The sequence below is a fragment of the Coleofasciculus sp. FACHB-542 genome, from assembly GCF_014695825.1.
Classification (GTDB): Bacteria; Cyanobacteriota; Cyanobacteriia; order Cyanobacteriales; family FACHB-T130; genus FACHB-T130.
Window position 1 is genome coordinate 85,075 of record NZ_JACJPB010000017.1, and the last position, 13,667, is coordinate 98,741.

General features: G+C 50.6%; 11 protein-coding genes. 2 read left to right on the top strand and 9 right to left on the bottom strand.

The genetic code is table 11. The features are described 5' to 3' along the window. Window positions 1-24 precede the first annotated feature (24 nt). The 5 genes from H6F52_RS04030 to H6F52_RS04050 form a co-directional block, all read right to left on the bottom strand. Complete coding sequence (locus H6F52_RS04030) at window positions 25-654, bottom strand: nucleotidyltransferase family protein (RefSeq protein WP_190532085.1); 630 nt, start codon at window positions 652-654, stop codon at window positions 25-27. Then, a complete protein-coding gene (locus tag H6F52_RS04035; protein WP_190532088.1) occupies window positions 651-1,784 on the bottom strand; it encodes an XdhC/CoxI family protein in 1,134 nt (377 codons plus the stop codon). Before H6F52_RS04035 ends, H6F52_RS04030 begins: the two co-directional genes overlap by 4 nt. Window positions 1,785-1,915: 131 nt before the next feature. After that, window positions 1,916-4,141 carry a xanthine dehydrogenase family protein molybdopterin-binding subunit gene (locus tag H6F52_RS04040; protein WP_190532091.1) on the bottom strand — a complete coding sequence of 742 codons (2,226 nt, stop codon included), beginning with the start codon at window positions 4,139-4,141 and terminating at the stop codon, window positions 1,916-1,918. After that, the gene (locus H6F52_RS04045; RefSeq protein ID WP_190532093.1) at window positions 4,138-5,124 is read right to left on the bottom strand and encodes a xanthine dehydrogenase family protein subunit M; all 987 of its coding nucleotides are present in this window, start codon (window positions 5,122-5,124) and stop codon (window positions 4,138-4,140) included. The genes H6F52_RS04040 and H6F52_RS04045 overlap by 4 nt, the downstream gene beginning before the upstream one ends. 208 nt (window positions 5,125-5,332) lie before the next feature. Then, on the bottom strand, window positions 5,333-5,860 hold the full coding sequence (locus H6F52_RS04050) for a 2Fe-2S iron-sulfur cluster-binding protein (RefSeq protein ID WP_199300371.1): 528 nt from the start codon (window positions 5,858-5,860) through the stop codon (window positions 5,333-5,335). 413 nt (window positions 5,861-6,273) lie between these two features. Between H6F52_RS04050 and H6F52_RS04055 the strand changes: the two genes are divergently transcribed. Both H6F52_RS04055 and H6F52_RS04060 read left to right on the top strand, forming a co-directional pair. Beyond that, entirely contained in the window at window positions 6,274-6,783 is a 510-nt protein-coding gene (locus tag H6F52_RS04055) for a GNAT family N-acetyltransferase (RefSeq protein WP_190532106.1), read from the top strand. Window positions 6,784-6,843: 60 nt separating this feature from the next. Then, window positions 6,844-7,290, top strand: a complete 447-nt coding sequence (locus H6F52_RS04060) for a low molecular weight protein arginine phosphatase (RefSeq protein WP_190532108.1) — start codon at window positions 6,844-6,846, stop codon at window positions 7,288-7,290. A gap of 173 nt (window positions 7,291-7,463) precedes the next feature. On the opposite strand, the gene H6F52_RS04065 is transcribed toward H6F52_RS04060, so the two are convergent. The 4 genes from H6F52_RS04065 to H6F52_RS04080 all read right to left on the bottom strand — a co-directional run bounded on the left by H6F52_RS04065 (window position 7,464) and on the right by H6F52_RS04080 (window position 13,593). Then, window positions 7,464-8,675: a DUF3747 domain-containing protein gene (locus H6F52_RS04065; RefSeq protein ID WP_190532110.1), complete on the bottom strand. Its 1,212-nt coding sequence runs from the start codon at window positions 8,673-8,675 to the stop codon at window positions 7,464-7,466. A gap of 108 nt (window positions 8,676-8,783) precedes the next feature. Next, window positions 8,784-10,382, bottom strand: a complete 1,599-nt coding sequence (locus tag H6F52_RS04070) for a mucoidy inhibitor MuiA family protein (protein ID WP_190532112.1) — start codon at window positions 10,380-10,382, stop codon at window positions 8,784-8,786. Window positions 10,383-10,746: 364 nt separating this feature from the next. Then, window positions 10,747-11,316: a DUF6193 family natural product biosynthesis protein gene (locus H6F52_RS25640; RefSeq protein ID WP_190430044.1), complete on the bottom strand. Its 570-nt coding sequence runs from the start codon at window positions 11,314-11,316 to the stop codon at window positions 10,747-10,749. 57 nt (window positions 11,317-11,373) lie between these two features. Further along, window positions 11,374-13,593: a DUF4139 domain-containing protein gene (locus tag H6F52_RS04080; protein ID WP_190532114.1), complete on the bottom strand. Its 2,220-nt coding sequence runs from the start codon at window positions 13,591-13,593 to the stop codon at window positions 11,374-11,376. Window positions 13,594-13,667: the final 74 nt, after the last annotated feature.

The window sequence follows — 13,667 nt, forward strand, 5'->3', positions numbered from 1 at the left end:
TATTATCTTTCATTTTGATATTTGCTAAATACCAGTCCTGCTTTGTATAGACTCATCAGCGATCGCTTGAAATTGCTGGTAATCTTTTGGGGTGTCAATGTCGATAGCACCTTCCGGAAAGGGGAAGGGAAAGACTTCGGGTGAGTATTTTTTAATGATTTGTTTTGCGCCTTCGGTCGTTTTTAGGCTCATGAGTTCTGGAAACAAGGCGCGACTGAACAAAGCGGGTACGCCCAAGCTTCCTGCATACTCTGAAGCAATAATCGGTCGGCGCGTGACCTGATAGGCTTCCACGATGTGATTGAGTAGTGGGGAAGAGATAAAAGGCTGATCGCAAAGTGCGATCGCAACTGCTTCTACGTTCTGATTTAAATTACTCAGCGCTTCAATACCCACCCGAATCGAAGAACTCATCCCCTCCGCCCATTGTGGGTTTTCGACAATTTGGATGGGTAACTCGCTGACTTCCGGCTTAATTTGTTCCGCATTCGCTCCCAGAACGACGACGATGGGTTGACAAAGGGAAGCGATCGCAATTTCTACGGTGTGACGGAGGAAGCTGCGCCCTTGATACAACAGCAGTTGTTTTGGCGTCCCCATGCGAGTGGATGCTCCTGCTGCCAGAATTATCAAACCGACGACAGGCGCATTCATCCGTTACTCCGGTTGTGGATTGGTTCCTGGCGGTTTCTTAATAACCCGCCCGAACGATTGGCGAGAAACGCTTGAATTTCCGCCACAATTGAGAGTGCGATCGCTTCCGGCGTGTCAGCGCCAATATCCAGTCCAACAGGACCATGCAAGCGGTGAAGTTGGGCTTCTGTAAGCTGAATTCCCTGTTCTTTTAGCTCAAGAAGTAACTGTTCGGTTCTTCTCTTGGGGCCAAGAATGCCTAAATATTGCACGGGAGAAGGTAAAAGAGTTTTCAGGATTTCTAGGTCGTGCAGATAGTTATGAGTCATCACGACAGCTACTGTGCGCTTATCGATTTCTAGGGTTTCATTGACGATTTCTGGGCGAGACAAAATGACTTCATCGGCGCGGGGAAATCGGTCCGATTTTGCATTGGCAGGTCGGCTATCAATGACTGTTACGTACCACCCCAATTCTTTCGCCAAGCGTACAACCGGGATAGCATCGTCACCTGCTCCAAAAATGACCAGCGAAACAGGTGGCTGAATCGCTTCGATAAAAACTTCGGCTTTCCCTCCCAGTAAGGGATACGCTTTAAAAAGCGAGCAATTTTTATCAAGCACTTCACGGGCATCTTCGAGGATGTCTGCACTCAAATCTGCATCTTCGAGGTTACTGAAAATTGTGCCATCTTGATGCAGCATTAAATGGGTTCCGACTTGTGCCTTGATTTGACCTTCAATGTGAAATATCGTTGCTAGAACTCCTACCTGCCGCCGATGCAGACACTCTGCCAGAAAGGTCATCGGACTTAACTCGTTCTCTGGAGTTAGGCGTTCAATCAACACCTGTACCATTCCCTTGCAACCGAGTCCTAACCCCCAGACGATGTCATTGTCGGAGGTCGTATCGTAGTTCACCAACATGGGTTGACCGGACACGATGACCTGTTGAGCGCGTTCAAAAACGTCATTCTCCAGACAGCCGCCGCTAATGGAGCCGATTCTCTGACCCTCTAGCGTTATCAGCATTCGAGCGCCCGGTCGCCGGTAGGTAGACCCGCTGACTTTAACAATGGTGGCGATCGCTACTGTCTTGCCGCAATTTTTGGCTTTTGCAAATGCGGCAATAATCTCCTGTAATTCTTTCATAGAGCGCTTTGCAGTTTGAGCCAATACGGACTGACCTCTCCCCAAACCCCTCTCCAACGCGGAGAGGGGCTTTGAATATGGCTCCCCTTCCCTATTAGGGAAGGGGATGGGGGGTTAGGTGCTAAGACAGATTACAGCAACTTATCCGGCGTAATCGGGAGGTCGCGGATGCGCTTCCCGGTGGCGTGATAGACAGCGTTTGCCACCGCCGCCGCCACGCCAGTGATGCCAATTTCGCCTGCGCCTTTGGCTCCAATCGGGTTAATGTACGGGTCGATTTCTTCGACGAAGTACGACTCAATTGCAGGGATGTCTGCGTTGACAGGTACGTGGTACTCGCCCAAATTGGCGTTGACGATGCGTCCGGTACGGGAGTCTGTCACCGTTTCCTCTAGTAGCGCCATACCTAACCCCATGACGATACCGCCGATCATTTGCGATCGCGCTGTTTTGAGGTTGATTACCTGTCCCACCCCAAAGGCTCCCACAAAGCGGGTTACGCGCACTTCGCCAAAGTCAGGATCGACGCGCACTTCGGCAAATTGAGCGCCGAAGGAGTGCATGGAATACTTCTTTTCAGCTTGGTTAAACTTGGCATCAAAGCTTTCTTCGACTTGCGGCAAATTTTGGCGCGTCAGCACCGCTTGGTAGGTTTCGCCTTGGTTGCGATCGCTCTTGCGAAACAGGCGTCCGCCCTCAATCGCTATGTCCGTTTCCGGGACGTTGTAAAGCGGCGAACTAGCATCCGTGCGTGCTAATTCCAGTACCTTCCTACGGGCTGCTTGCGCCGCTTCATGCACAGCAGTCCCCACGCTTCCCATCGTCGCCGATCCGCCCGATATCGGCGCACGGGGCAACTGGGTATCTCCCAGTTCAAATCGCACTCGCTCAACCGGCAACCCAAGGGCGTCAGCGGCGACTTGCGCCATCACCGTCGCCGTACCTGTCCCCATCTCTTGAGAACCACTCTGCACTAAGGCGGTGCCGTCTTGCAGGATGCGGACTCTCGCGCTAGCCGGGAAGTGATTCACGGGGTACGTGGCGCTTGCCATTCCCATGCCGATTAGGTAACGACCGTCCCGCATCGAACCCGGTTCGGGAGTGCGCCGCGACCAGCCAAATTTTTCTGCGCCGAGTTGGTAACATTCTTTGAGCGACTTGCTCGACCAAGGCAGGTTATTGCTGGGATCTGTGTCTGCATGATTGCGGAGGCGCAACTCAATCGGGTCAAGTTTCAAGGCATAAGCGAGTTCGTCCATCGCCGATTCGAGGGCGAACATTCCCGGACTTTCGCCGGGGGCACGCATAAAGGTCGGCGTTCCCTTGTTGAGACGGACGAGACTTTGCTTTGCTTGCAAGTTGGGAGTGGCGTACATCATGTGGGTTCCCACAGTGTACGGTTCGAGGAATTCCTCGAACGTTGAAGTATGGGAGATGCCCCGATGGGCGATCGCGGTGAGGCGACCGTCGCGGGTTGCGCCCAGTGCGACTTGTTGCTCGGTTTCCGCCCGGTGCCCGACCGTGGTGAACATCTGTTCGCGGGTTAAAACTAATTTCACGGGACGACGTACCTGACGGGCAGCAATCGCTGCCAGCGTTACGTGAGGCCAAACCAAACCTTTGCCGCCAAACGCGCCGCCGATGAATTGACACACGACGCGCACGTTCTCTTCGGGGATGCCAAACGTCGTCGCCATTGCCTGACGCACGCCGAAGTTATACTGCGTTGCGTCATAAATGGTGAGGCGATCGCCCTCCCACACGGCAGTTGTCGCGTGCGTCTCCATCGGGTTGTGGTGTTCGGTGGGCGTCCGGTAAGTTTCTTCAATCCGCACTTCAGCATCGGCTAAGGCTTGCGTCGGGTTGCCGCGTATCGTCTCTGGCGGTTTGCCAAACACGGACTTCGGCGCGTATGTCTGCGCCTTTTCCATCTCCACCACTGGCGTTTCGGCGTCGTAATCGACGCGGACCAGGGATGCGGCATGGGTGGCGTTTTCCAGGGTGTCGGCAATTACAACGCCGATGTGCTGACCGATGTGATGTACAACCGCTTCTTGCAGCACCAGGCGGTTTTCGGCAGCAGCCCCACCCCCGAACAAGGTGGGCACCGGGCGGAGTTTGGGCGGGTTGAGGTGCGTTAAGATGCCCAGGACACCAGGGGACTGTTCCGCCGCACGGGTGTCGATGCTCTTAATCCGTCCGCGGGCGATCGCGCTGCCGATAGTGACGGCATAGGCGAGATTTTCCAAGGGGATTTCCGCTGAGTAGCGGGCACCGCCGGTCACTTTCAGGCGTCCATCCACCCGATTTATCGGCTTGCCCACAGCTTGGTTGGTTGCATTCTCAGATTGACTCATACCGTGCCTCCTGCTGCTTTTGTGAGTGCCCGCGCGATCGCTCGTTTTGCCATTTCAACTTTGAATCGGTTGTATTTTTGGGGTTGGGCTTCCCGAACGGTTGCCTCTGCTGCTGCTGCAAAGGTTTGCTCGTTCGCTTTTGCGCCAACTAGAATTTTCTCCGCCTCAACCGCCCGCCACGGCTTATGTGCGACACCCCCCATTGCCACTCGCGCCGCTTTAATGGTGCCGTTGTCGATATCGAGGGCAGCGGCGACGGAAACCAGGGCAAAAGCATAACTGGCGCGATCGCGTACTTTTAAATAGTGCGATCGCGCGGCAAAGGGTGAATTTGGCAAATCAACCGCAACGATTAGTTCGTCATGTTGAAGCACCGTATCGATTTGGGGCGTATCTTCCGGTAAGCGGTGAAAGTCACTGATGGGGATTTGTCGCTCTCCGTTCGGCCCCTCAACACTCACCACGGCATCAAGGGCTGCCAGCGCCACGCACATATCCGAAGGATGCGTTGCAATGCACTGTTCGCTTGCACCAAAAATCGCGTGAATGCGGTTGTACCCTTCAATCGCCGAACAACCGGAACCGGGTTCGCGCTTGTTGCACGGCATCGTCGAATCGTTGAAGTAGTAGCAGCGGGTTCTTTGCATCAAGTTGCCGCCGATGGTTGCCATATTCCGCAGTTGCGGTGACGCGCCAGCGAGTAACGCTTGAGAAAGTAACGGATAGCGATCGCGCACCAACCGATTATTTGCCACGTCGCTGTTGCGTGCCATCGCCCCGATGCGTAAGCCATTCGAGATTGCCGTCATGTCTGCCAAGGGTAGCCGGGTGATGTCCACCAGTTGGTCAGGCTGCGCCACGCCTCCTTTCATCAAGTCGATTAAATTAGTGCCGCCTGCGATAAATTTTGCTGCCCGATCCCCCGCAACTGTCTGAATGGCTGCGCCTTTTTCAGTAGCACGCACATAACTAAAAGGTTTCATTAAAACTCCTGTGCATGGGTTTAAGTTGAATGGCACTGACTTAAGAGCCATGAAATAAATTTCCGGCTTCACCGCTCAAAACCATTTCAACCCGTTGAAATCCATATCCAGTTAGCTTTAGCTAACTTTAGCGATTAGCCCGATTATTTCAGGGCGGAGCGGGTATGCAATTGATTGGTGAAACGACGGAATTGCTCATGCGTCCCGACTACCCATTGCTAGTCTGCGTCTGATGAACTTCGCGCACAGCGGCAACAATGCCAGGATAGGCACCACAGCGACAGAGATTGCCGCTCATGCACTCCCGAATTCCCTCATCGGATGTCGGGCAACCTTCTGCCAATAGACCCACCGCAGACACGATCTGACCGGGCGTACAATATCCACACTGAAAGCCGTCATGCTTAATGAAAGCCGCCTGCATGGGATGCAGTTCATCGCCACGCGCTAAACCTTCAATCGTTGTAATTTCCGCGCCCTCCTGCATCACCGCCAAGGTCAGGCACGAGTTGATGCGCCGTCCATCAACCAACACAGTACACGCACCGCATTGTCCGCGATCGCAACCCTTCTTGGTGCCTGTCAGACCGATGCGTTCGCGCAGTGCGTCCAGTAGCGTCACGCGCGGTTCTATTTGCAAAGTGTGCGATTTACCATTGATCCGCAGCGTCACGTCAATACTACCAGGCTCCAGGGTTTTCGCGACTGCGGTGGAAGTCTTAGGGCTTGTTTGCATAAAAATATTTTTTGTAAGGTTTGCATTCGCGATGCGGGATGCAATCGCGTCCTTAGCAACGACCAAGGTACTTGCGATCGTTAGCATACCGAACCGTCGCCGTGTTATCCTCAGCCTCATTTTGCGGTGTCAAAATAGGTCTAATAACAAAGATAGTGCGTTTTACATTTCTCGGCATGAGAACTGAAGTTTAATGAGGCGCAAGGAAAGCAATTTTTTTGCTGATAGCTTTAATTTCGTTAAAACAGGCTAAAAATCAGAAATATTAAGGTTTTTAGTCTATTTCAATAGACCTGATTTATTCACCCAGAATTTGAATTCTGGGCAGGTTATCGCGTTGGTGCAAGATTGCAAGATATTGGTGCAAGATATCAGTTGAACTCAACTTTGTGAAACAGGCACCCAAAAATCAGATGATTGTAACTGAAACACCGCGCTTAATTCTCCGACATCTCACATGGGATGATGTAGACGACTTGGCAGCCATTTTTGCCGATCCAGTCGTGATGAAGTTCTTCCCCAACACGCGAACATCTGAAGAAACTAAGCTCAACATCGAGTGGATATTTAGCTGCTACGAGAAATACGGCTTCGGTTTGTGGGCGACCATTCACAAGGCTGAAAACCAGTTTATTGGTCGGTGTGGATTAATACCGCAGCGAGTGGATGGGCAAGAAGAAGTCGAAATTGCTTATATGCTGGCTAAGGAATACTGGGGAAAGGGTTTGGCAACCGAAGCGGCTAGTGCAATTCGGGATTATGGTTTTGAGCTGGGTTATAACCGCCTCATTTCCTTAATCGCTCCGGGAAACATCGCATCGCAGAAGGTCGCAATGAAAGTCGGCTTAACTTACGAAAAAGACACAATTATTCAGGAAAAGACTGTTCGCGTTTATGCAATCAATAGACCCACTTTTCCGTAGAATTAACTACAGCAGTTTTATTGGCTGAGCAACAGCGAGATAGAAAAGGGAGGCTCACAAATGCGGATTTTATTTGTGTGTACGGGCAATACCTGTCGTAGCCCGATGGCAGAAGCGCTATTCCGCCAAAAAGCGAAAGGAATGGAAGTGGAGGTGCGCTCGGCGGGCGTCGTGGCGTTTGAGGGAGATTCTGCATCCCCACAAACCCAGCGCGTCCTAAAAGAGTATGGTATCCATCATTACCATGAAGCGAAGCGACTGGATCGCCATCTGATCGATTGGGCGGATTTGGTGCTGACTATGACGGGCGGACAAAAGAAAGCGATCGCTGATGCATTCTCTGCTGCTGCCGACAAAGTATATACCTTGAAAAAATACGTTGGCTATCACGATCGAGCTGAAATCGCCGATCCCTATGGTGGCGACTTGGCAACTTATCGACAGTGTGCCGGAGAAATTGAGAAAAAGTTGGATCTGTTGTTAGAGAAGCTAGCGGCTACGCGCTAACCAAAATCATCTGATTTTTAATCGCAACGAAGGCTTTTCTCACCGGATGTCTAGTAATCGGTCAGGGTTAAGCGGAAGGATTCATTAATCGTAGAAACAAGGGTTTATCGCGTCTAGAACAAACCATCAAAATTGTCTTGAGAGTCTATTTAGACGCGAAAGAACGATGAGGATTACTCAGTTTTGACGCAGTTGAGCATCCGCAGAGTGGCGGCGGCAGCATAGTTGCGGCGAGTCGGAGAGTTTGGCTCAAACTTGCTGCCGACTTCATTGACTGGGGAGGCGACATTGCAATAAGAAGACATTTGACTAATCAGCGGGGCAGCCCAGTGTTTCTCGGTGTCTGAGAAGGTTTTCGCTAAGTTTTTGGTCGCTAATTCTGGGGCAAGTCCACGCATATTTTTGCCAAATTCCGCAGCACGTCGCAGCACTGCCATCAATTCAGCTCTGGTGACGGGTTGAGTGGGTTTGAAGGTGCCGTCTTGGTAGCCACTGACAATATTGTTATCCCGCGCCCATTTAATTTTAGCGGCACTCCAGCGCGAAGCATCGACATCAGGATAGGGTCGGGATGCCGCTTGAGTCGGGATCGTGACATTGGCTCCGGGTAGCTTGGTTAAAGATTCCAACACCATAGACACGAGCTGCTCTCTGGTTAAGGCGACTTGAGGGCGGAAGGTGTTGTCTTCTTTAAAGCCTGCGACGAACCCCAGCGCAACGGCTTGTTCAATTTCTTTCGCGTAGACATCTGAGGCGATATCTCCGAAGGTGGAACTTCCGGGAGGCGTTGCGATATCGCCAGGGTCGATTCCCGGCGCGGCTTGGTCGCTGGCAAGATAGACGTGACCGAGGGTTTTACCGTTGTAGGTTCTTTTGGCGAACCGCCACGCCGGATCGAGATTGATTTTCATAAAACCATCGCTGAGTCCGTTGGTTCTGCCAATTTCAATGGTTGGGACAGTGCGATCGCTAAAGTTGGTGCCGACAAGGACGAGTTCGCCGTCGCGCTTTACTAAGTTGAAGCTGTACTTCAGCCCCAAATCCGTCCCCGCCATACGCATAGAATAGCCGTTGCTATCGGTACTGCGTCCGCAAATGCCGGTGAAGTCAAAGTTGAGTAGCAGCGGATCGACTGCTGTTGGGCGATCGCCACTTTCACTCCAACACGCCCGTTTATCTGATACCTGTTCCAGAATCAGCAGTTGATGACTATTCGTGCCGTAAGGAGCAGCTACGGCGATAAATTTACCTTGTTCAACTTCTTTTTGAGTAAAAACGGCGGCTGGGCTGGGGTTGACGGCACTGAGGGTGGAGAGGACGACGGTGGCTAGGGCGGCAATTGACCGTCCAAATAGACGCTTGGAGGAGCTTGAAGGCAAAGACATGGTGAGGAGGTTATGGAGCTGGGTAGATTTCTTTTCTTTAATTATGTGATATTATTCTTTACCCAAAAGTTCCCCTCTCCTGTCGCTCCAATCAATGGAATCTTGGCGCTAGATGCCTTGTACTTCCGGTGCGGCTGAAACTTGGTAGACCAAGGATGCCTGGAGTTGAGAGTAAGGTTCTAAGATGAAATTCCAGGTGCAAAAGCCATTTTCATCTGCCTGGATGCCGTCGGTAGTTTTATCGGAGATTACCTCAACTTTCACTTGCTCTAGCTCAGAAACCGGCACCCGCTCAGTGGTTGCGATCGCTCTTTGTTCTTCGCCAATATTGGAAAGGAACAATGTTGTTGTAGTTGTGACACTGTTCCATTTAGTCAAGTGATCCTGTTTTCTTTTTTGGGTTTGGGTGCGCTGCACGCGCATTGCATTATCCGCTCCCCATCCCAAAGCAAATTTCTCTCCAGGCGCGATAAATAGAACTGAGGTACGACCGACAAAGCCAGAAGTCCGCACTAAATCCACTGGCCCAGCTAGAATCGGGAATTTAGAAGTGTTTGTCTGTTCGCTCTTGAGGATGACTTGACAGGATAATTCTGGCATCAAGACATACTCTACAGAGGCGGGAGAGTCGAAGGAGTAGATGGAAACGCGGTAAGGGCGACCATCTGAGGGAATCGTTGCTTTTGTCTGGCTGCGTAGGTTTCGGACTTCGCCGCCGTCATCAACACCGGGTAAATCAACTGTGGCGGGGGTGGTGTCGGTTCCAAGTCCGGTTGTCTGAACTTGTTGATCTCTCGCTTGAATGATTATCTGCTGAGATTTTTCTTGAACATTTAAAGGGTCATCTGTCAGCAGGGGTGGTTCAGTTCCCAAGGATGCGCGGGCGGTAGAAAAGACTAAATCTACGTCTTTCCAATCTTCTCCCGTGCGTTGCCAGACACAGCCATCGAAGCGGAAAGAGAGCGTCGGTTTTTCGTCGAGGAGAAGGCGTGCTTGGTGCCAAGGTCGCCACATGGCACCGGGAACCACATAGTCGAAAGCGATCGCATACTCTCCCGCTTGGGGAATCATTAAGTCGGCTTCGATGTTGGCAACATAGACCCTATCGGGACGAGATAAGGCTGCTGCTTTGGCAATTAAGTCGTGAATTTGCTGGTGTAGTTGTTCTTGAGTGTGATAGCTGCTTAAGATTTCCGATCGGAAATCTCGCAATTGTTTAAATAAAGTAGAAATTTGCTCTCGCCAGGATTTAGGGTCAATTTGTCCCCAAATCGCATCCACGGGGAGTTCCTGCAAACCTTTAGCAAGGATGGTGTTTACTCGCTCGAAGCACGATTCGAGGTGCTGGCGGTCTTCGCCGATATTGTTGAAGGAGTTAAGTAGCGATCGCAGTTCTGCTTGTAGAGACGCGAAATTTTGCATCTCTACATTGGCTAGTCGATCTGTTTCCTTAACCAACATCTGGCGGCGAACGCGAACATCGTCAATCCGTGCCTCTGGATATTCCTCACAAAACTCTGCCCGAAGAGATTTATCTGAAAGAACTGGGGCAACTTTCTGGACTTGAATTCTCCACAGTCCTTGGGTTAAATTAATTTTGCCAATTCGTCGCACCTGTGCCCTATCTTCTAAGAGTGTTACTACACAAACAGGTGCATCGAGCGTTAATTCTTGAATGACTTCTGGCGACTTTTGAATTGCTTGCATAATTTATCACTTCCTCATATCAAATTTATTTAAATCGTCATTGTTTGGAACCTCACCCCTATCCCCTCTCCGTTAACGGAGAGGGAAGAGCCGCAGGCGATCGCGGGAAGAGTTTCTTGGAGAAGGCTGGGTAATCAACCGATTTGATATCATTTACCCTTGAATCATCATGATGTTTCTTGGAGAAGGCTGGGTAATCAACCGATTTGATATCATTTACCCTTGAATCATCATGATTTGGAACCTCACCCCTAACCCCTCTCCGTTAACGGAGAGGGGAACCAGAGCCATCGGCGATGGTGGGGAGAGGTTCTTCGCAAATGCTGAATAATCAACCGGATTTAATATCATTTAGCTTTTGCATTTAAGTAGAAAGATTAGAATATTTACGCGGCAAATTTTCAACTATCAAGCTAATTGCTGTAGGTGCATCATTAACAATTGCAATAATCTGTTGATAATTACTAGGAGCCAATACTTCATACTGCCCCTTTCCTGTGGGTACAGCAGCAGGGCAATCGTACCAAAAAGGAGGTTCCGTATATCTGCTGAAACCTAAACAATAATGACTGGTATACGGATAAAGTTGACCCAGCACTGAGTGTTTTCTAGCAGTTTGAATAAGATGAACTAAATCGTACACAGAACGGTGAGACTCAACCATGCGGATTCGGATGATAGGGGGCATTTGATTGTTTTCCCAAGTTTGCTCTGTGTATTGCCACCGCTGCTCGTGTTTTTGCAAAATTTCTTGCCACCGCTGTTCGAGTTCTTGCCATTTATTTTCAACATACTCATTCGTTGATATTTTTGTGGAAATAGGATTGGTTGATGCTTGAGAAGGCTTGCTGCTAGCACTAACGCTCAGTAGCAAGAGGCTGCAAACGGTGGCTGAGCCATACACAATAAACTCCCGCCGATTGTATTTTTCCACGGTACAACTTACTCTCTTTAGGCTATATATTTAGTAAGCCCAAATCTTCAATTAAAATTACGACTCCCGCCGATTTCCCCCAATCAATTCGCTGGCCACAAAAGTTTTAATGATGTAATCAACTGATAGGGTAGTTTTCTCTTTTGCGGGGACTTCGACTTGCCAGCGATAGCCGCCTTTGATGGGTGAGTTACGTTCTTGTTGTTCGTATTTTTCCCAAGGTGGCGAGACGCGATCGCAATGGATATCTACTTTTGCTCCTTCTTGGGGAATGGGGAGTCTTTCTCGTACTTCAATCTTGGCAATTCTTGGTAGATAGTTGTTAATATCGATTTTAATTTTGTGGCGCAGTTCGTTGAAAGAGACGATGGTTTCGCCAGAACGAACTTCTTCATAAACGGTGTTTCGAGCAACTTTGATGGCTTGTTCCACTCCTAGCCCTAATTCCATCTGTGCTTTTGGTGGAACTGTGGCAATATTTGTAGATAAGATGTACTCGCCATCGACGTAGACATCCGCAGGGCCAGCGAGTAGCGGTGCTTGTAGGGGGTTGCGGAGTTGGGCAATTCTGAAGACGTTAGTATCTTCGCGGGGAACGACGATGTAGCGCAAATCTACGTCTGTACTGTTGCTAGTTAGGGCGACAGAGTGAAATTGCCCGTCTGAGGGGACATCAATTCGTCCATCAGCGCTATAGGCATAGTCGAAGGAACCTGCAACGTCTCGCACATGGATACCACCGGGAGGAAGCATCATCCAGAGGCATTTTTGGGCGTTATCAAAAGCCTGTTGCACTACCTGCATGACATTAAACGTAACCGTAACTTTCTGACGTTGAAGGATTTCTAAATATATTTCCTGCTGTTGTTCTATCGACAATTTACCCCGCTTTGCTCGGTCATCTGCTGCGCCCATTCGCATGAGACCGTATGCAAGTAAATCGGTTACAGAATTCTCATCTGTAGTATCCTCCAGGTTCTGCCTCCTTCGACGCTGGAGAAATTCTGGTGCTGCTGGTGGGGCAGCTGCCGCCCGTTTCAGTGCTTTGTGAGCCGCTAGTCGGTCTCCTAGGGAAGGGGATTCTACTTGCGGTGCCAGTGATTCCTCTATATAGTCTGCACAAGGCGCTGCTGCTGGCATAGCCATCCCATAACTAGCGTACATTTCAGAGCGATCCTGCGCCGTCAGATCGGGTAAGGGTGGAACTGAAGGAGCGTTGTCTAAGAAATTCGCGATCGCGCTTGGTGACGACACAGCGGCTAAAGCTGTCGGTCTCTGGCTATCGTAGTCCTCAAAAAGAATCTCTGCACCGATTGGGGGACGACGCCAGCCTGATTTTCTCATCGCTGGTTGCACTCGTCCTAGCCGCAGCGAGGGCAATTCCGGTAGCGCACACCAACCCATCGGTTCGGCTGTAGAAAGTTCCAATCTTACCCCTGACCAATCTTCACCTGTGCGCTGACAAATCAACGCCCTGACGGCAATGCTGGCACTAGATTCCGCACTATTTAGACGACAAACATAGGTGGGTGTCCAACGCGCACCGGGGACGAAATATTCGATAACTAAGCGTGAAAAACCTAATTCCCCCTTTTCTACAAGGGAAGGAGGGGAATTTTGCCCTTCTCCTGGTAGAAGAGAGGTAGGGGGAGTAAACTCTTCGTAACTCAAACGGACAATTACCGTCTTGCGAAGCTCATTAGGTCTAGCATTTCTGGCGGTGGAAGCGATCGCCTGCTTTTGTTGCAAATCGGCAAGATATTCCTGAGCTAGACGCAATTTTTCCAAATTTTCCCGCTTTTCCTGGATTCGGGCGCGGATTTGTTCGTCGCTGAAGTTTGCCAAGGCAAGTCTAGCGTTCATTGGCGAAGGCGGCGGTGCTGTCCCAGGTTGAGCGTTGGGGCGATCGGGTACTTTTAGATTACTGAGGACGCCAATTTCTTTTTCGATGAGGGCGATCGCGTCCTCAATGCGTTGTACCTCAGCCGTCGCTGCACGCAGTTCCTCCTCCGGGGGTGGGTTCTGTGTCTCTTGCGGCGGGGGAACGGCTAAACCAATGCGAACATCTGAGGCAATCGGGGACGGGTTTTGCGTCTCTACAGATTCAACCCTCACTCGGACACTGCTATCATCTAGCGCCAGAGGCAATTCCGGTATCTCAACGTGTTCGGGCAGTTCCCCAACGTTCAGATGTAACTCAGCAATCCGAGTCACGGTGGCACCGGCAGCGTAGACTTTAACTGTGTCAATCCGAGAAGCCAGTTCTTGCATTGCCATGATGTTTGCGCTGAGTTACTGCCTATAGATCCAGTAAGGCACAGGGGAAGAAGCGATCGCAAGTAACTCTATGA

Bases quoted from the DNA above. Each gene is read 5' to 3' on its own strand.
- H6F52_RS04030 (WP_190532085.1), bottom strand. From the start codon at position 654: ATGAATGCGCCTGTCGTCGGTTTGATAATTCTGGCAGCAGGAGCATCC.
- H6F52_RS04035 (WP_190532088.1), bottom strand. From the start codon at position 1,784: ATGAAAGAATTACAGGAGATTATTGCCGCATTTGCAAAAGCCAAAAAT.
- H6F52_RS04040 (WP_190532091.1), bottom strand. From the start codon at position 4,141: ATGAGTCAATCTGAGAATGCAACCAACCAAGCTGTGGGCAAGCCGATA.
- H6F52_RS04045 (WP_190532093.1), bottom strand. From the start codon at position 5,124: ATGAAACCTTTTAGTTATGTGCGTGCTACTGAAAAAGGCGCAGCCATT.
- H6F52_RS04050 (WP_199300371.1), bottom strand. From the start codon at position 5,860: ATGCAAACAAGCCCTAAGACTTCCACCGCAGTCGCGAAAACCCTGGAG.
- H6F52_RS04055 (WP_190532106.1), top strand. From the start codon at position 6,274: ATGATTGTAACTGAAACACCGCGCTTAATTCTCCGACATCTCACATGG.
- H6F52_RS04060 (WP_190532108.1), top strand. From the start codon at position 6,844: ATGCGGATTTTATTTGTGTGTACGGGCAATACCTGTCGTAGCCCGATG.
- H6F52_RS04065 (WP_190532110.1), bottom strand. From the start codon at position 8,675: ATGTCTTTGCCTTCAAGCTCCTCCAAGCGTCTATTTGGACGGTCAATT.
- H6F52_RS04070 (WP_190532112.1), bottom strand. From the start codon at position 10,382: ATGCAAGCAATTCAAAAGTCGCCAGAAGTCATTCAAGAATTAACGCTC.
- H6F52_RS04080 (WP_190532114.1), bottom strand. From the start codon at position 13,593: ATGGCAATGCAAGAACTGGCTTCTCGGATTGACACAGTTAAAGTCTAC.